This window comes from Mesorhizobium sp. M1D.F.Ca.ET.043.01.1.1 (assembly GCF_003952385.1).
Taxonomy (GTDB): Bacteria; Pseudomonadota; Alphaproteobacteria; order Rhizobiales; family Rhizobiaceae; genus Mesorhizobium.
This window is the reverse complement of the sequence record NZ_CP034444.1, coordinates 3,456,783-3,474,685: the sequence shown is the minus strand read 5'-3', so window position 1 is coordinate 3,474,685 and position 17,903 is coordinate 3,456,783. Positions and strand designations below refer to the sequence as shown.

The 17,903-nt window shown below is 64.6% G+C and carries 16 protein-coding genes and 1 pseudogene; 5 read left to right on the top strand and 12 right to left on the bottom strand.

The genetic code is table 11. The annotated features are described in order from the left end of the window. Positions 1–58 precede the first annotated feature (58 nt). From EJ067_RS16925 to EJ067_RS16915, 3 genes are read right to left on the bottom strand one after another with little or no spacing between them, the layout of a single operon-like run. Positions 59–1,375: a dihydrolipoamide acetyltransferase family protein gene (locus tag EJ067_RS16925; protein WP_126086763.1), complete on the bottom strand. Its 1,317-nt coding sequence runs from the start codon at positions 1,373–1,375 to the stop codon at positions 59–61. 19 nt (positions 1,376–1,394) lie between these two features. Continuing rightward, entirely contained in the window at positions 1,395–2,408 is a 1,014-nt protein-coding gene (locus EJ067_RS16920; RefSeq protein ID WP_126086762.1) for an alpha-ketoacid dehydrogenase subunit beta, read from the bottom strand. 2 nt (positions 2,409–2,410) lie between these two features. After that, positions 2,411–3,643, bottom strand: coding sequence for a 3-methyl-2-oxobutanoate dehydrogenase (2-methylpropanoyl-transferring) subunit alpha (locus EJ067_RS16915; RefSeq protein WP_126086761.1), 1,233 nt, complete (start codon positions 3,641–3,643; stop codon positions 2,411–2,413). On the opposite strand from EJ067_RS16915, the gene EJ067_RS34605 reads away from it, so the two are divergent. The 3 genes from EJ067_RS34605 to holA all read left to right on the top strand — a co-directional run bounded on the left by EJ067_RS34605 (position 3,614) and on the right by holA (position 5,987). Continuing rightward, entirely contained in the window at positions 3,614–3,826 is a 213-nt protein-coding gene (locus EJ067_RS34605) for a hypothetical protein (protein ID WP_189510885.1), read from the top strand. The two genes, EJ067_RS16915 and EJ067_RS34605, sit on opposite strands and share 30 nt — an antisense overlap. Positions 3,827–3,955: 129 nt before the next feature. Beyond that, on the top strand, positions 3,956–4,888 hold the full coding sequence (locus tag EJ067_RS16910) for a hypothetical protein (protein ID WP_126086760.1): 933 nt from the start codon (positions 3,956–3,958) through the stop codon (positions 4,886–4,888). Positions 4,889–4,943: 55 nt separating this feature from the next. Further along, a complete protein-coding gene (gene holA, locus EJ067_RS16905) occupies positions 4,944–5,987 on the top strand; it encodes a DNA polymerase III subunit delta (protein WP_126086759.1) in 1,044 nt (347 codons plus the stop codon). A 235-nt stretch (positions 5,988–6,222) separates the two neighbouring features. Here holA and EJ067_RS16900 read toward each other — a convergent pair whose 3' ends face one another. The 3 genes from EJ067_RS16900 to EJ067_RS16895 are packed head-to-tail and all read right to left on the bottom strand — an operon-like array spanning position 6,223 to position 7,669. Next, positions 6,223–6,636 (bottom strand): DUF2182 domain-containing protein, encoded by a 414-nt coding sequence (locus EJ067_RS16900; RefSeq protein WP_281058985.1) that lies wholly within the window; start codon positions 6,634–6,636, stop codon positions 6,223–6,225. Then, positions 6,594–7,010 carry a DUF2182 domain-containing protein gene (locus EJ067_RS35680; RefSeq protein ID WP_281058984.1) on the bottom strand — a complete coding sequence of 139 codons (417 nt, stop codon included), beginning with the start codon at positions 7,008–7,010 and terminating at the stop codon, positions 6,594–6,596. The genes EJ067_RS16900 and EJ067_RS35680 overlap by 43 nt, the downstream gene beginning before the upstream one ends. A 32-nt stretch (positions 7,011–7,042) precedes the next feature. Beyond that, positions 7,043–7,669 carry a DUF1326 domain-containing protein gene (locus EJ067_RS16895; protein ID WP_126086758.1) on the bottom strand — a complete coding sequence of 209 codons (627 nt, stop codon included), beginning with the start codon at positions 7,667–7,669 and terminating at the stop codon, positions 7,043–7,045. Positions 7,670–8,180: 511 nt separating this feature from the next. On the opposite strand from EJ067_RS16895, the pseudogene EJ067_RS16890 reads away from it, so the two are divergent. Next, positions 8,181–8,467, top strand: a pseudogene (locus tag EJ067_RS16890) (GIY-YIG nuclease family protein). Between the two features lie 272 nt (positions 8,468–8,739). Here EJ067_RS16890 and EJ067_RS16885 read toward each other — a convergent pair. The 5 genes from EJ067_RS16885 to mnmE form a co-directional block, all read right to left on the bottom strand. Continuing rightward, on the bottom strand, positions 8,740–9,630 hold the full coding sequence (locus EJ067_RS16885) for a ParB/RepB/Spo0J family partition protein (protein ID WP_126086757.1): 891 nt from the start codon (positions 9,628–9,630) through the stop codon (positions 8,740–8,742). Between the two features lie 67 nt (positions 9,631–9,697). Next, on the bottom strand, positions 9,698–10,495 hold the full coding sequence (locus EJ067_RS16880) for a ParA family protein (protein ID WP_126086756.1): 798 nt from the start codon (positions 10,493–10,495) through the stop codon (positions 9,698–9,700). A gap of 17 nt (positions 10,496–10,512) precedes the next feature. Next, complete coding sequence (gene rsmG, locus EJ067_RS16875; RefSeq protein WP_126086755.1) at positions 10,513–11,154, bottom strand: 16S rRNA (guanine(527)-N(7))-methyltransferase RsmG; 642 nt, start codon at positions 11,152–11,154, stop codon at positions 10,513–10,515. Beyond that, a complete protein-coding gene (gene mnmG / locus EJ067_RS16870; RefSeq protein ID WP_126086754.1) occupies positions 11,151–13,025 on the bottom strand; it encodes a tRNA uridine-5-carboxymethylaminomethyl(34) synthesis enzyme MnmG in 1,875 nt (624 codons plus the stop codon). Before mnmG ends, rsmG begins: the two co-directional genes overlap by 4 nt. 166 nt (positions 13,026–13,191) lie before the next feature. Further along, positions 13,192–14,505: a tRNA uridine-5-carboxymethylaminomethyl(34) synthesis GTPase MnmE gene (mnmE, locus tag EJ067_RS16865; RefSeq protein WP_126086753.1), complete on the bottom strand. Its 1,314-nt coding sequence runs from the start codon at positions 14,503–14,505 to the stop codon at positions 13,192–13,194. Positions 14,506–14,613: 108 nt separating this feature from the next. Here mnmE and EJ067_RS16860 point away from each other — a divergent pair, with 108 nt between their 5' ends. Next, positions 14,614–16,629 carry a thioredoxin domain-containing protein gene (locus tag EJ067_RS16860; RefSeq protein ID WP_126086752.1) on the top strand — a complete coding sequence of 672 codons (2,016 nt, stop codon included), beginning with the start codon at positions 14,614–14,616 and terminating at the stop codon, positions 16,627–16,629. A gap of 269 nt (positions 16,630–16,898) precedes the next feature. Here the strand turns inward: EJ067_RS16860 and EJ067_RS16855 are convergent, their stop codons facing one another. Then, entirely contained in the window at positions 16,899–17,852 is a 954-nt protein-coding gene (locus EJ067_RS16855) for an IS5 family transposase (RefSeq protein ID WP_126086751.1), read from the bottom strand. Between the last annotated feature and the right edge of the window lie 51 nt (positions 17,853–17,903).

Here is a 17,903-nt window from a genome sequence, read left to right as displayed (position 1 = left end):
GAGATGCCTGGCAAGGCAGAGGGGGGCGCTGTCCCGCCATCATCTCGGATGTTCCCCCTCAATCCACGAAGATCAGCGCCGGCGTCTCCAGCAGCGCCTTGATCCGCTGCACGAACACCGCGGCATCCCAGCCGTCGATGACGCGATGGTCGAAACTGGACGACAGGTTCATCATCTTGCGCGGGATGAACTGGGTGCCGTCCCATACCGGCCGCACCATCATCTTGTTGACGCCGACGATCGCCACCTCCGGATGGTTGATGACCGGCGTCGTCGCGACCCCGCCCATCGCGCCGAGCGAGGTGATGGTGATGGTCGAGCCGGAAAGCTCCTCGCGGCTCGCCGTGCCGGACTTGGCCGCCTCGGCAAGCCGGTTGACCTCGGCGGCGCAATCCCAGATGTCGCGCGCCTCGGCATGCTTGACCACCGGCACCACAAGTCCGGTGGGCGTCTGCGCGGCGATGCCGATATGGATGCCTTCATGCTGGTGGATGACGCCGGCCTCGTCGTCGAACAGCGCGTTGAGGTTCGGCTGGTCGGCGATCGCCTTGACCATCGCCCGCATCAGGAAGGGCAGCAGCGTCAGCTTGGGGCGATCGGTCCGCTTCTCCTTGTTGAGGGTCGCGCGCAGCTCCTCCAGCGCCGTGACGTCGATCTCCTCGACATAGGTGATGTGCGGGATGCGCGATTTGGCGAGCGACATTTTCTCGGCGATCTTGCGCCGCAGGCCGACAACCTTGATGTCCTCGACGCCGTCCTTCGGCGCAAGGCCGGTGGCGCGGGCAAGCTGCGGTCCACGCGCCAGGAAGGCCTCGATGTCCTCATGGCTGATGCGCCCGGCCGGGCCGCTGCCCGCAACCTGGCGAAGGTCGATGCCGGCTTCCTTGGCGCGCAGGCGAACGGCGGGTGAAGCCAGTGGTTTCTCGCCCTCTGGGCGCGGCGCGCCGGCGACGGACGATGGGCGCGCGCTCTTCGGGGCAGCGACCGACGGCGATGCTTTCGCCGGCGGCTCCGCTGCCTTCGGCGCTGCTTTCGGGGCGCTCGGGGCCGGTTCGGGCTTCACCTCGACCGCCTTGGCCGCCGCCTCGGCCTTGGACGCAAGCTCGGCGGCGCCGCCCTTGACGTTTCCTTCGCCGGCTACCTTCAGCCGCACGATCGGCGAGCCGATCGCCACCGTGTCGCCGATCTCGGCGCCGAGCCAAAGGATCTCGCCGTCGACCGGCGACGGGATCTCGACCGTCGCCTTGTCGGTCATGACCGCCGCCAGCACAGCGTCCTCGCGCACCAGGTCGCCGATCTTGACATGCCACTCGACAAGCTCGGCCTCGGCGACGCCTTCGCCGACATCGGGAAGCTTGATCACATATTCACCCATCCTCAGGCTTCCCCCTTCTTCAAGCTTCAATCGTCTCGACGAGGGCGCGCCCGACCCGCGCCGGGCCGGGGAAATACTCCCACTCCTGCGCATGCGGGTAGGGCGTGTCCCAGCCGGCGACCCGCGCTACCGGGGCTTCCAGATGGTAGAAGCAGTTTTCCTGCACCAGCGCGACCAGCTCGGCGCCGAAGCCGGAGGTGAGCGTCGCCTCGTGCACGACGACGCAGCGCCCGGTCTTCTTCACCGACGCGACGATGGTGTCGAGATCCAGCGGCAACAGCGTCCTGAGATCGATGATCTCGGCATCGATGCCGGTCTCGTCGGCCGCAGCCTGCGCGACATAGACCATGGTGCCGTAAGCAAGCACGGTGACGGCCGAGCCCGGCCTTCGGATCGCCGCCTTGCCGAGCGGGATGGTGTAATGGCCGTCGGCGACCTCGCCGAGCTCATGCTTCGACCATGGCGTCACCGGCCGGTCGTGATGGCCGTCGAAGGGACCGTTGTAGAGCCGCTTCGGCTCGAGGAAGATCACCGGGTCCGGATCCTCGATCGCCGCGATCAGAAGCCCCTTGGCGTCGTGCGGATTGGACGGCACCACCGTCTTCAGGCCCGACACATGCGTGAATAGAGCTTCCGGGCTCTGGCTGTGCGTCTGGCCGCCGAAAATGCCGCCGCCGGTCGGCATGCGCACCACGATCGGGCAGGTGAAATCGCCGTTCGAGCGGTAGCGCAGCCGCGCCGCTTCCGAGACGATCTGGTCGTAGGCCGGGTAGACATAGTCGGCGAACTGCACCTCGACGCACGGCTTCAGCCCATAGGCGGCCATGCCGATGGCGGCGCCGACAATGCCGGATTCGCTGATCGGCGCGTCGAAGCAGCGGTTCTTGCCGTATTTGGCCTGCAACCCTTGTGTGCAGCGGAAGACGCCGCCGAAGAAACCGACATCCTCGCCGAACACAACGACGCGCTCGTCGCTTCCCATGGACACGTCCATGGCGTCGCGGATCGCCTCGATCATCGTCCGTCTTGGCATGGTCAGACCCCCGCCTGCTGGCGCTGGCGCCTGAGATGCGGCGGCATCTCGGCGTAGACGCCTTCGAACATGTCGCGGGTCGAGGGCTTGCCGCCGGCATGCAGCGTGCCGTGACTCTCGGCCTCCTTCTGCGCCGCGATCACCGTCTCCAGGATCTCCGCCTCTGCCTGGGTGTGGCGCTCCTCCGACCAGGCGCCTTGGCGGATGAGATGGTTCTTCAGCCGGATGATCGGGTCGCCGAGCGGCCAGGCATCTGACTCCGCCTTCGGCCGATAGGCGGACGGATCGTCCGAGCTCGAATGCGCGCCAGCGCGGTAGGTGACATATTCGACCAGCGTCGGCCCGAGGTTGTTCCGCGCCCGCTCGGCCGCCCACTTGGCCACCGCATAGACGGCGAGATAGTCGTTGCCGTCGACACGCAGCGCCGGAATGCCGAAGCCCAGGCCCCGCGCGGCGAAAGTGCCGGAGCCGCCGCGCGCGATCCCTTGAAAGGTCGAGATCGCCCACTGGTTGTTGACGACGTTGAGGATGACCGGCGCCTTGTAGGTCGAGGCGAAGACCAGCGCCGAGTGGAAATCCGATTCCGCCGTCGAGCCGTCGCCGATCCAGGCCGCGGCGATGCGCGAATCCTTCGAGATCGCCGAGGCCATCGCCCAGCCGACCGCCTGGATGTATTGCGTCGCCAGATTGCCGGAGATCGAGAAGAAGCCGTGCTCCTTCGACGAATACATGATCGGCAGCTGCCGGCCCTTCAGCGGATCGGCCTCGTTGGAATAGATCTGGTTCATCATCGTGACCATCGGATAGCCGTCGGCGATCAGCAGGCCGGCTTGCCGATAGGTCGGGAAATTCATGTCGCCCGGCTTGAGCGCCTTGCGGAAGGCCGAGCTCACCGCCTCTTCGCCGAGATGCTGCATGTAGAAGGAGGTCTTGCCCTGGCGCTGCGCCATCTGCATGCGCGCATCGAAGGTCCTGAGCCGCATCATGTTGCGCAGGCCCTCGAGCAGCTCCTCGTCGGTGAGCAGCCCGGCCCATGGACCGACGGCCTCGCCGGCGCGGTTGAGCACCCGGATGATGGAGAAGGCCATGTCGCGGATGGTGCGCGGATCGACGTCGATCTCCGGGCGCGGCACCGAGCCAGCCTTGGGAATGGTCACATTCGAGAAATCGGGCGTGCCGCCGGGCCGGACCTCGGGCTCGGGCACATGAAAGCGCAACATTCCAGCATCGGCCATGAGCTCACGTCCTCCAATGTTGCCGGTGCGATATTTGCACATCCGCGCCGCCATTTCATCGGGCGAGATGCCGGCCGTCCCCCGGCTTCTCGGCTGATCAAGGCCGATACGGCGCGCTGGCGCCAAGATGCAGACATGACGGCGAAATTTCTTGTCGATGTTTTCCGGCGTCACGCAATTTGACGCTAGTTTCTCCTCGGCTTGCCGCAATAGGCGGCAAACCGAGAGCTTCCATTGATTCAGGTTGGCCCCAAAGGGTCAAAATCTTATCTTGGCAAGGTCGGTTAGAGAGATGTGGCAATGCGAGCACGATTGAGGTTCTTCATCGCCTTGGCGATTGTGGGGGTTCTGGTCGGCTCCGGTGGGGTTGCTTTCGCCAAATCAGACTCCCAGTCGGACGACTGCATCAGCAGTTTCTATCGTACGAAGGATGCCGCGTGCCTCGACCGTCTGATCAGCACCTTGGACAAGCTCCCGACCGGTACTGAGAATGGCACAATCATCGGATTTTTCGCTGCGCTGTTTGACGGCTCGCCGGAACTGCGGCGAACGCTGCTGGATGGCGTGCCCTCCGACCGCGCAGCCGGCATTTATTTGGCCGCCCTTCGCAAGGCTGGACTGACGGACGATGCACGGCGTTTCGCATCAAGCCGAAGATTAGAGGATCGAGCCGCCACGGACATCATCGTCCTGAAGGACGTATTGCCTGCCTCAGTGCCGTCGGACAATGACTTGCTGCTCGGCGCCTATATGGCCACAGGCGACATGTCTCACATTGATCATATTCTGGAGAATCTTCGCACCAGCCGTGACGGTATGGCGGCGGACGCGATCCGCATCGGCCTTGTCATGGGAAAATTCGGGGGCGCGGGAGCCCCGGACCGCCCCAATCTCCTGATCATCGCCGCTTGTCGGAAATATGGGTGTCCCAAGAACCAGCCATCAATGGATATGATGCGCTCACTGACGCTCGCATCGGCGGTATGGGCCTTAGAGTCATTGGCAAAGAACGACGCTGCCGTCAGACAGGAACTCGATCGCTTCTTCGAGGGCAACCCTCGCTTGGCGGCCATTTTCGCAAGAGAGCAGAACGCCTTTGCCAACTATTTGACCTTCGTGGCCTTGTGGCCGGTCAAGAAGGACGAGTCCCTTGACGCGGCGTTGACAGATTACGAACGCCTCGGCGCGGCCGATGCCTTACTTGAGCCTGATGGCGTCCTGAAATCTCTGGAGAACAGGAAATAGCGGCGGCCGCCGACATTTGTTCACCCGGCGCTCGAGCCATGCTAACTCACCCCGTATGGCACAGAAGAAAGGATACGAGGTCGATTCGTGGCTCGCGAAGCCGGATCCGGCCATGGCAATCGTCCTGCTTTACGGCCCCGACCGCGGCCTTGTCGCCGAGCGGGCAAAAGCCTTCGCCGCGAAGACCGGCCTGCCGCTCGACGACCCGTTCTCGGTGGTCAAGCTCGACGGCGCGGAGGTCGACCGCGACGAGGGCCGCCTGCTCGACGAGGCCCGCACCGTGCCGATGTTCTCCGACCGGCGTCTGCTCTGGGTGCGCAACGCCAGCGGCCAGAAGGCGCTGGCCGACGACATCAAGGCGCTGACGGCCGAACCGGCGCGGGACGCGATCATTCTGATTGAAGCGGGCGACCTGAAGAAGGGCACTGGGCTTCGGGCCATCGTCGAGGCCGCCGGCAACGCCATCGCCTTGCCCTGCTACGCCGACGAGGCCCGCGACCTGGATTCGGTGATCGACGACGAATTGCGCAAGGCCGGCATGTCGATGACGCTCGACGCCCGCCAGGCGCTGCGCCGCAATCTCGGCGGCGACCGCCTCGCCTCGCGCGGCGAGATCGAGAAGCTGGTTCTCTACGCGCACGGCCGCAAGGAGATCGGCATCGACGACGTCGGCGCGCTGTCGGGCGATGTCTCCGGCGCTTCCTTCGACGCCGCGGTCGACGCCATGCTGGACGGCAAGGTCGGCGACTTCGACATCGCCTTCACCCGCCACTGCCAGTCTGGCGGCCACCCTTTCCTGGTGCTGTCGTCGGCGATGCGGCAATTGCAGGCGATCCAGCTGATGCGCGGCCAGATGGAGGCCGGCGGCCGCAACGCCGCCTCGGTCATGGCCGGCGCCCGCCCGCCGGTGTTTTTCTCGCGCCGCAAGCTGGTGGAGAAGACGCTCGAGCGCTGGAATGTCGAGGCGCTTGGGCGGGCGCTCAACCGCCTGCAGACGGCGGTGCTGCAGACCCGCAAACGGCCGGATTTGTCCGAGGCGCTGGCAAGGCAGGCGCTGCTGGGGATCGCGGTCGAGAGCGCCAGGCTGGGACAAAGGTAGGCGAGCGGCCGATCTCCCCCCTTGTGGGGGAGATGTCCGGCAGGACAGAGGGGGGGCGCTGTCCCGCCGTACTTCTGGATCGACAAGGCCCGCCATGATCCGGCATTCTGTTTTGGAGCATCGCTTGAGCGACAGGCTTCCCTCTCGTCTATCACCAATATATCAGTTTAAAAACATGATCGTAAGCCACCAGAGCGCTGTCTCGGACTGAACCTTCCCGCCCGCTCGCCGTCGGTCAGTTCATCATCATGGCGTCCGCCGGCTGGAAGGTTGGCAGCGCTTGTGGAAAGACCAGTGCCGCCGCGCCGTAGAGAAGCAGAGCGACACCCGACAGCTTCGCTATCCGCTCTCCTGACGCGAGGGTCTTTTCCGCGAAAACCAGCAAGGTGACCACGGCCATGGCGGCGAGGTTCATGATCCCGAGAGGAAAGAGAGCAAGGAACAACAGCCAGCAGCAGCCCAGGCAAAAGAGGCCATGTTCCAGGCCCATGCGCACCGCGCCCCACTGACCATCACGCCATGAGGTCAGGATGAAGCCGATCGGCGTCCGGCATTTGGCGAGGCACAGATCTTTCAGCGGGGAGAGCTGATAGGCGCCCGCCATCATCAACAGCACGCCGCCGATGCGCGCCGCCGCCGCCGCGGACAATCCACATGCTCGGCGAGCATCTCAGCGCCCGCCGCGCCGGCAAAGGCGAGAAGGCCCGTCAGCCCCCAAACCAGCAGGTAGCCCGCCACGAACACCCAGGTCGAGACAAAGGTTTCGCCGCGGCCCTGCTTGCCGGCCTGGACCTGGTGAAACGTCAGGATCATCGGCGCGGCCGTTGGAAACATCATCGCGACCATCATGATCATCCAGGCGGCGAGAAACAGCGGCGCCGTCATGCCCATGGTGGGTGAGTACATGCCCATGCGCATGTCCGCGTCGTTGCCGATCTGCCGCCAGATGAGCAAGGTCCACGCCGCCGCCGCGATAGCGATCAGCAGCGCGAGAACGATGTTTCGCTGCAGCGTCAACGCCATGGGCGAGTGAGGTCCGAGCATGCGGCCAGGCGCTATTGCTGGCCGGACCAATTGATCGGCGCGTAATGTCCGTTCCGGCGCGAATTGTCCCAACTCATGCCATGGTCGCTGAACGTGCTGACCTCCGCCCCCATCGCCAGAGCCAGCCAGTCGGGATTGATCGGATGGCCGGTGGCCGCCCACATCTGCCCGTCCTCGCGCATTGTCGGCAGCGGTTCGACCGCCATCTTCAGGACGCCCGCAATCTCCGCCGACCGCTTCTTGCCGTCTATCCGGTAGCTTATCGGAACCTTCTTGGCTCCGAGATTGGTGCCGATCATGGGTGCCAGCAAGGCCATCGGACCGCCCGCGGCGCCGGTGAAGATCGCGCCCAGCGCCTCCGTTTGCCTGTCATCGGCGCGTTCGTCGATATAGGCGGCAGCCGTCCAATTGCCGTCCGCCATCGGACCCGGCGTGTGGGCAACCATCGCGACGCTGAGGCCATCCAATCGAACGTCGCCGAAATTGCCCTTGTCGATGTGAAAGACCAGGCCGACGTCGCAAACGCCTTTCGTCGGCTTCGATGTCAGCTGCGCATTGGTGGACAGCAGGCAAGGACATACGACATCGCAGCTACAATTTTCGAAGTAACTTCCAGACAATTGCCAGCTGACCGCCATCTACACCTCCCATTTGTGTCAGGCGCATCGGCAGGATCGCTTCGGGTGGCGCCGCTTCACGTCGATCGCGGCAAATAGCCCACGCCGCGACCGATCGGCACGCCAGGGCATAGAATTTAGTTGTATCTAATGCAGGTTACGCCGATGCCCGGCACTCTCAAGCCAAGCACCCGGCACCGGCGGCTGCGATGGCCAGACGGGCGGACCTGTTGGAGAGCTGACAAGACAAGCGCTGCTCGGCATTGCGATTGAGAGCGCGAGATTGGGGCAGAAGTAGAGAGCAACCCCGGCGATTGGCGAAAGCCGAGATGCCGGCTGATCTCCCCCTTGCGGGGGAGATGGCTGGCAAGCCAGAGGGGGGCGCTGTCCCGCAACATATCCTTCGTCATTCTAGGGCGAAGCAAGGAGCGAAGCGACGCGCGCAGACCCTAGAATCCATGCCGTGACATTGGCCGTAGAATGCTGCCGTCCAGATTAGCCGTTGACGATAGTGCCAGCTAAGATCGGCCACATGACAGGCTACGTCTACATGACGCAAGCCAGAAAGGCGGCACGATCTATATCGGTGTCACCAACGACCTTGCTCGCCGGATGCCCGAGCACAAGACCGGCCCAGGCTCCAGCTTCACCAGCCGTTACGGCGTGCAGCGTTTGGTCTGGTACGAGGAGTATTTCGACATCACCGACGCCATCCGGCGTGAGACGTCATTGAAGCGCTGGCCGCGCCAATGGAAGGTTGAATTGATCGAGAAGACCAATCCTGAATGGTTCGAGCTGTTTCGCGGATTTGGCTGGTGAGCATTCTGGCTCTCAGGCGTCACGGCATGGATTCTAGGGTCTGCGCGCGTCGCTTCGCTCCTTGCTCCGCCCTGGAATGACGAAGGATGCGTTGGCGAGACAGCGTACCCTTCTCAGAGGGGAGATTTGCAGCTCCTCGCCGATTGCCAATCGCCATGGAAAAAGGGCCGGCACATCGCCCGCCCTCCCCGCGTCTATCACCGATATATCAGGCATATCCAGTCTTAAACCGGAACTTTCATTAGCCGGCTAATTCGTTGCGCGTCAGCAACTTACCGCTCGTCCTTCAGGCGCCGGCACAGCTCGTCGAGCTGGTCCAGCGTGCGATAGCTGACCCGCAGCGTGCCGCCTTTGCCCTTGTGCTCGACCGACACGATCATGCCGATCGTGTCGGTCATCAGCTTCTCCAGCGCCAGCGTGTCGGGGTCCTTCTCCGGCGCGCTCGCCGCGGACTTCACCTTGGCGGGCGTCGGCCCTGCGGGCATCTGCGCCAGCGCCTCGGCCTGGCGCACCGAAAGCCCCTCCTTGACGATGCGCTTGGCAAGGCCGGCCGGATCCTCGGCTGTGACCAGCGTGCGGGCATGGCCGGCCGACAAATCGCCATCGACCAGCATGTCGCGGATGACATTGGGGAGCTTCAAAAGACGCAGCGTGTTGGCGACATGGCTGCGGCTCTTGCCGATCACCTGGCCGAGATCGGCCTGGGTGTAGCCGTGCTCGTCGATCAGTTGCTGGTAGCCTTGCGCTTCCTCGACCGGGTTGAGGTCGGCGCGCTGCACGTTCTCGATGATCGCCAGTTCCAGCGCCGTGCGGTCGTTGACGTCGCGCACGATGAGCGGAATCTCGGTCAGGCCGGCGCGCTGCGCCGCCCGCCAGCGCCGCTCGCCGGCGATGATCTCGTAGCGGCCGGGAGATGAGGGCGAGGGCCGCGCCACCACCGGCTGCACCACGCCATGCTCGCGGATCGACTGCGCGAGATCGGTAAGCTCGGCGTCGCCGAAATGCCGGCGCGGGTTCTTTGGATTCGGGCTGACGAACTCGATCGGCACCTTGCCGTCCGCGGCCACCGCGCTCGGCTTTTCCGGCGCCGCCGGACGGTCGATCTCGCCGATCAGCGCCGCGAGGCCGCGGCCCAGTCTTTTTCTCGATTGGTCTTCGCTCATTACCCTGTCCAGATCGTTACGGAATCGAATCGGCTATTCGTTAATGGAATTTGGCCTGTCCTGCGGCTCAGGCCGCGCGCAGCTTGCGCTCGCGGCGGATCACTTCCGAGGCGAGCTGCAGGTAAGCCTGGCTGCCAGAGCATTTGAGATCGTAGAGGATCGCCGGCTTGCCGTAGGACGGCGCTTCGGAGACGCGCACGTTGCGCGGGATGATCGTCTCATAGACCTTGTCGCCCATATGGGTGCGCACGTCCTGCACCACCTGGTTGGCGAGGTTGTTGCGCCCGTCATACATGGTGAGCACGATGCCCTGGATGGTGAGATCCGGATTGATCGTTCCGCGCACCTGCTCGACCGTTTCGAGGAGCTGGCTTAGACCTTCGAGCGCGAAGAACTCGCATTGCAGCGGCACCAGAACGGAATCGGCTGCCGCCATTGAATTCAAGGTCAAAAGATTGAGCGAGGGCGGGCAGTCGATCAGCACGTAGCCGAACGGCGCCGAACGCTCGGCCGCCGCACGCAGCGCGTTGCGCAGCCTCAGCACCCGGTCCGGCGCCGAGGCGATCTCCATTTCGATGCCGAGCAGGTCGAGCGTCGAAGGAACGATGGACAAGCCCGGCACCGCCGTCGGTACCGCGGCCGCTTCCAGCTCGAGCTCGCCGGTTAGCACATCGTAGGACGATACGGTGCGGTCCTTGCGGTCGATGCCCAGCCCGGTGCTGGCATTGCCCTGCGGATCGAGATCGACGATCAGCACCCGCTCGCCGATCGCCGCCAGCGCCGTGGCCAGGTTGATGGCCGTGGTGGTCTTGCCGACGCCGCCCTTCTGGTTGGCGACGGTGATGATACGCGGTCCAGTTTTCATGGGTTTATGCCAGTAATTCATTGCGGGGTCGCCGGGCGCAAATCGGTGATTTCCAGGATGACGCCGTGAGGGTCGGTCATGCTTGGATGTTCTACCAGATCGAAGGCCCAGCGGTGAGCGCTTTCTTCCACTTCGGCCCGGTAATCCCGGCCTTTGTGGAAAAGCCCGCGCGCCCCGTTGGTCAACCATGGCGCCGACAGATCAAGCAGGTCCGGAAGTGCCGCCAATGCCCGCGCCGTCACGATTTCCGGTGCGGAAACAAGGGGATAGCTGTCATCGATTCGCTTGGCCAGGACGCGCGCCGGCAGGTCGAACTGGCCGATGACGGATTGCAGGAACGATGCTTTCTTGCGGTTGCTCTCGACCAGATCGATCGCGGCGCCCGGACGCTCGGCAAGCAGGAAACCGAGCACCAGTCCGGGAAAGCCGCCGCCCGAGCCGAGATCGACCCAGCGCATTGCCGCGGGTGCGATTCGGGCAAGCTGCGCGCTGTCCAGGATGTGGCGGCGCCAGACATCGTCCAGTGTCGACGGCGCCGCCAGATTGATGCTGCGGTTCCATTTCAGGAAGAGCTGCTCGAAGGCTTGCAGGCGTTCGAATGTTTCACGTGAAACCGGACCTGCCGCTTTCTGCAGCTCCGCCCAGGCATCGGCGCTCACGCCACCGACCTTCGCGCAGCGAGCTCGGCATTGCGGACATGGGCGACGATGATCGCCAGCGCCGCCGGTGTCATGCCTTCCATGCGCTGCGCGTCGGCGATCGAGCGCGGCTGCCGCATCTTCATCTTCTGCTTCAGCTCGTTGGAAAGGCCCGGCACCTCGGAGAAGTCGATGCTCTCCGGAATGAGCCGCGACTCTTCATGCCTGATCTGCGCGACGTCGGCCTGCTGCCGTTCGAGATAGACGGCATATTTCGCTTCCGTCTCCAGCCGCTCGGCCGTCTTCGCGTCAAGAGCGGCGAAACGCGGCTCGACACGGCTCACCCAGGCCATGTCGACGCCCGGATGCGCGAGCAGCTCGTAGGCCGAGCGACGCACCCCGTCCTTGTTGATCTCCAGCCCATGCCGCGCCGCTTCGTTCGGCGTGAATGTAATCGACTTTGCCAGCGCACGCGCATGGTCGAGCTTGCTCGCCATGCCGTCGAATCGCTGCATGCGCTCCGACGAGGCAATCCCGAGCCGGCCGGCCAGCGGCGTCAGCCGCTCATCGGCATTGTCGGCGCGCAGCGAAAGCCGGAACTCGGCCCGCGAGGTGAACATGCGATAGGGCTCGGCGATGCCGCGGCTGGTCAGGTCGTCGACCATTACGCCGATATAGGCTTCGGTGCGGCTGAGCACGACCGGCTCGCCGCCCGACGCCTTGCGCGCTGCATTGATGCCGGCGAGCAGGCCTTGCGCCCCGGCCTCTTCATAGCCGGTGGTGCCGTTGATCTGCCCGGCCAGGAACAGGCCCTCGACGCGCTTCGTCTCCAGCGTTGTCTTGAGCTCGCGCGGATCGACATGGTCGTATTCGATCGCGTAGCCGGGCTGCAGCATCGTCGCCTTTTCCAAGCCGGGGATCGTCTTCAGTATGTCGAGCTGCACGTCTTCCGGCAGGGAGGTCGAAATGCCGTTCGGATAGACGGTGTCGTCGTCGAGGCCTTCCGGCTCGAGGAAGATCTGGTGGCCTTCGCGATCGCCGAACTTCACGATCTTGTCCTCGATCGAAGGGCAGTAGCGCGGGCCGACACCTTCGATCGAGCCGGAATACATCGCCGAACGGCCAAGATTGAGGCGAATCAGCTCATGCGTCGCCGTCGAGGTGCGGGTGATGCCGCAATGGATCTGCGGGTTGGCGATGCGGTCGGTCATCAGCGAGAACGGCACCGGGTCCTCGTCCGCCGCCTGGCTCTCCAGCGACGCCCAGTCGATCGTGCGGCCGTCGAGGCGAGGGGGCGTCCCGGTCTTCAGCCGTCCGAGCTTGAAGCCTGCACGAGCCATCGTCGCGGAAAGCCCGTGGCTTGCCTGCTCGTTCATGCGGCCGGCGACGATCTTCTTCTCGCCGATATGGATCAGCCCGCGCAGGAACGTGCCGGTGGTCAGCACGACGGCGCCGCAAGCGAGGCGCCGGTCGCCGGAGACCAGCACGGCCGCGATCCGGCCGTGCTCGATCTCCAGATCGAGCACCTCGCCCTCGACCACGTCGAGATTGGCCTGCTCGCGGATCGCAGCCTGCATGGCGAGGCGATAGAGCTTGCGGTCAGCCTGGGCGCGCGGTCCGCGCACAGCCGGGCCCTTGCGGCGATTGAGCAAACGGAACTGGATGCCGGCGGCATCCGCAATGCGCCCCATCAATCCGTCCATGGCATCGATCTCGCGCACCAGATGGCCTTTGCCCAGGCCGCCGATCGCCGGGTTGCAGGACATGACACCGATCGTGTCGAAACGCAGCGTCACCAGCGCGGTCCTGGCGCCGGCGCGCGCGGCAGCGCTGGCCGCCTCGCATCCGGCATGGCCGCCGCCCACCACCACCACATCATAGTGATCGGTCATTTCGAGAATCCGCTTTCAGAGATCGGTTGACACATGTCCCCGACGGCCTTCGCTGTCAAGGACGAAGCCCGGACTCGTTTCACGTGAAACATCTGTCCGATACCTCTTGCGAATGTTTCACGTGAGTCAATCGCCCGCCCGATCGCGCATCGCTGTTTCACGTGAATCACTTACCGATGCAGAACTGCGAGAAGATGACGTCGAGCATGTCCTCGACATCGACCGCGCCGACGATCCGCCCGAGCCGCTCGCTTGCCAGCCGCAATTCCTCCGCCCGCAACTCCTGGCTCAATCCCACTACGGCAGCCGAGAGGAAATCCTGAGCTTCGGCCAGCAATTCGACATGCCTCAGCCTGGACGGCAGAACGTCTCCGGTGTCTCCGATTGCCGACGCCGCGCGCCGTGCGATCTCGTCCAGCAAATCCGAAAGGCCGGTTCCGGTCGTCGAGGAAATCACCAGGTCATACTCATGCGACGGCGCTGCGCCGAGATCGACCTTCGTGCCTATCCTCAGCGAAGGAATATCGCCGGGAACTGCGCCCACCGCCAGCGGGTCGGCAATGTCTTCCAGCAACAAGACAAGGTTCGCTTCACGGGCCCGGGCGCGCGCTCTTTCAATCCCGATCGCTTCAACCTTGCCGCTGCCATCGCGCAGCCCAGCCGTGTCGACCACCCGGACCATCATCCCGTTGAGATCAAGCACCACTTCAAGCAGGTCGCGGGTCGTTCCCGGTTCGTCCGTGACGATCGCAGCCTCGCGTCGGGCCAGCGCATTGAACAGGCTGGACTTGCCGGCATTCGGCGCCCCGAGAATAACCACTTCGAATCCATCGCGAATGACCTCGGCGGCTTTGAATCCCCGGATGTGGTGTCCGATCTCATGGATCATTCTTGCCACGTCGGCCCAGACCGCGTCGGACACGGAACCTGGCACGTCCTCTTCGTCGGCGAAGTCGATCTCGGCTTCGATCATCGCCCGCGCCTGGATCAGCCGTCGGCGCCAGCTCGAATAGAGCGCGCTCTGCGCTCCCTCGGCATTGCGCACGGCGAAGCGGCGCTGGGCCTCGGTCTCGGCGTTGACGAGGTCGGCCAATGCCTCCGTCTCGACCAGATCGAGTTTGCCGTTAAGGAATGCGCGGCGGGTGAATTCGCCGGGCTCGGCATGTCTGACGCCCTCGAAGCCGGTGATCGTCTCCAGCATTTTCGCGGCGACGGCGCGGCTGCCGTGGACATGGAACTCGGCAACGTCCTCGCCGGTGAAGCTGCCGGGCCCCGGAAAGAACAGGACGAGCCCGTGGTCGATGACCGAACCGTCAGGCGCCTTCAGCTTGCGCAACGTGGTAAACCGATCCTTAACCGTGCCGCCGGCGATCGTTTCGACCACGAATCGAGTCTTGGGGCCGGAGACGCGGACCACGGCGATGCCGGCGGGCAAGCGGCCACTCGACAGCGCCGCGATCGTATCCTTCGAAGTTACCATTTGCCCGACCTGCCGAACCACCCTAGGTATCTTCTTCACGCGCCGTTCCGCACGGAAGCCGCGGCTTTCGCGGAATTGCGTTGCCATCAACGAACCGAGCCGCCCATCGTGACCCTGCCCGCGCGAAACCTGCTTGCCGAAGAGGCGAGCCCCTATCTGCAGCAGCACAGCGACAATCCCGTGCACTGGCGAGCCTGGTCGCCGGACGCCCTTGCCGAAGCCAGGGAACACGGGCGCCCGATTCTGCTCTCCATCGGCTATGCCGCCTGCCATTGGTGCCATGTCATGGCGCATGAAAGCTTCGAGAACGACGCCGTCGCCGCCGTCATGAACCGGCTCTTCGTCAATATCAAGGTCGATCGCGAGGAGCGTCCGGACATCGACCAGATCTATATGGCAGCGCTCCATGCCATGGGCGAGCAGGGCGGCTGGCCACTGACCATGTTCCTGACGCCCGACGGCAAGCCCTTCTGGGGCGGCACCTATTTTCCGCGCGAGGCGCGCTATGGCCGGCCGGGATTCGTCCAGGTGCTGGAAGCGGTCGACAAGGCCTGGCGCGAAAAGCAGCAAAGCCTCGCCGAAAGCGCCGATGGCCTGACCGTCCATGTCGAGCAGCGGTTGGCCGGGGCGAAAGGCAAGGCGGTGCTCGACCGCGACACGCTTGCCGATCTTGCCGCCCGCCTCGACGGCATGATCGACCGCGACCTCGGCGGCTTGCGCGGCGCGCCGAAATTCCCCAATGCGCCCTTCATGCAGACCCTCTGGCTGTCCTGGCTGCGCGACGGCCGGACCACCCATCGCGACGCGGTGCTCACCAGCCTGGAAAAGATGCTTGCCGGCGGCATCTACGATCATGTCGGCGGCGGCCTCAGCCGCTATTCGACCGACGCCGAATGGCTGGTGCCGCATTTCGAGAAGATGCTTTACGACAACGCCCAGCTCGTCCGTATGTGCAACTGGGCCTATGCCGCCACCGGCAACGACTTGTTCCGGGTACGAATCGAAGAAACCGTCGCCTGGCTGCTGCGCGAAATGCGGGTCGAAGGCGGCGCCTTCGCCGCCAGCCTCGACGCCGACAGCGAAGGCGAGGAGGGGCTCTTTTACACCTGGAGTCGGGACGAGGTCGAAACCGCGCTGGACGGCGATCCGGCCGCTTTCTTCCAATATTTCGAGCTCGCCGCCCCGCCAGGCTGGGAAGGCAAGCCGATCATCCGCCAGGGCGAGGCTCAACAGCGCCAGGGCGTCGCTGACCGCGATCAAATCGCCCCGCTGAAAGCGAAGCTGCTCGCCACGCGGGAAAAGCGCGTCAGGCCCGGACGCGACGGCAAGGCGCTCACCGACTGGAACGGCCTGATGATCGCAGCGCTGGCGGAGGCAGGTCGTTCGCTCGAACGAGCTGACTGGATCGACGCTGCCGCGAAGGCCTTCGCCCATATCGTCGCTGCCGGCAAGGACGGCCGGCTGGCGCATTCCATGCTTGGCGACAAGAAGCTGTTTCCGGCGCTGTCGAGCGACTATGCCGCCATGACCAATGCCGCAATCGCGCTGTTCGAGGCTACCGGGGATCCAGCCTATTCCGACCACGCCAAGCGTTTCATCGCCGAGCTCGACCGCTGGCATCAGGACGGCGAAAAGTCCGGCTACTATCTCACGGCATCCGACAGCGGCGACGTCCCGATCCGCATCCGCGGCGATGTCGACGAGGCGATCCCTTCGGCCACCAGCCAGATCGTCGAAGCGCTGGTGCGGCTATCTTCGCTCACCGGCGACCCCGATCTTTGGGAAAAAGCCTGGACGACGGCCGAACATGCCATGGGTCGCGCCGCGCAGCAGGCCTACGGCCAGGCCGGCATCGTCAACGCCGGCGCCCTGGCGCTCGAGCCGTTGAAGCTGATCCTCATCGACGACCGAGAATCTGCCAGCCTTGTTCCGGCTGCGAATCGGAATCCGGATCCGCGCCGGATCGATATCGTCGTGGCGGTCGGTACGGAAGCGAATCGACCGCTTCTGCCGGGCGGCGTGCTGCCGCCGACGGACAGGCCGGGCGCCTGGTTCTGCAGCGGCCAGGCGTGCTTGCCGGCGGTGACGGATTCGCGCGAGTTGGAGAAGCTGTTGCGGCAATAGTGAGTTCTCCTTCTCCCCTTGTGGGAGAAGGTGGATCGGCACGGAGCGCCGAGACGGATGAGGGGTGTTCCAGCGGAGTGAGACGTCAGCGTTCCCTGGAGCACCCCTCATCCGTCGCCTTTGGCGACACCTTCTCCCACAAGGGGCCTGTTGCGCAGTTAGCGCGGACAGACCCGCGAGGCGGTTTGGCCGTGAGGTCTCGCTCATTTTTGGCTTTTGGGGTGGAGTTTGATGGTGGCGGGCGGCCTTAGGCTGGATGCCGGACGCACCTATCCTGTGATTGCCGCCCATCGGCGCATGTTGAAAGCGATCGCGGCAAGTGTCACCTGGGCTGCGGCCTTGGCCAGTCCGACATAGCGGATTGTGGTCAGTTTCATGCGGTTCTTGAGCGTGGCGAAGGTCGTCTCCACCGCCGCCCGCCGTCGTGCGATCAGGCGATTGTAGCGCTTGAGCCGCTCGGGCAGCGAATGGTGCTTATTGGGGCGGCGGGCAATGCGCGGCTTCCTGCCCTCGGCCTTGAGCCGAGCACGCCGGGCATGCGTGTCATAGGCGGCATCCGCCCACACCGTCTTCTCGTCGCCTCGGATCAAGTGATCGGCCATTACCGTGTCGTTGACGTTGGCCGGCGTGGTGATCACCGTGCGGATCAGACCAGAGCCCTCGTCGACCCCAACATGGGCCTTGTAGCCGAAGGTAAAGCCGCCCTTGCCCCGCCGCACGGGACGGGCATCGGCATCCTTCGAGGGCCGCTCAGCTGTCGGCGGCGCCGAGACCGCATCGATCAGCGTCGCATCCAGCATCGTGCCGCGCTTCAGGATCACGCCGGCCTTCTCCACCTGCCGGTCCAGTTCGCCAAACAGCCTTTCCATCAGCCCCTCGCCGACAAGCAGGTTGCGGAAGCGCGACAGCACCGTGTGATCGGGAATGCTCTCCTCAAGGCCAAGCCCGACAAAGCGCCGGAATGACAGCCGGTCGCCCAGCGCCTCCTCGAGGTCGCGATCCGATAGCCCATAGAGCGATTGCAGCAGCAGTGCTTTGAACAGAACCAATGGCGGCCAGGCCGCACGTCCCGGGCCGCCATCGCGTAGCGGGTTGAGCAGCTTCTCGAAGCGATACCACTTCACCAGACCGGACAGCCGATCGAGCGGCGAGGATCCACCAGCAAGCTTCTGGCCCAGAAATGCTCCCGCCAGGCTCAACTGACCCGTTTGCTTCACCGCCATCGCGATTCCCTCCGAGTTCCAACTCAGAGAATCACAACCAGCCAATTATGC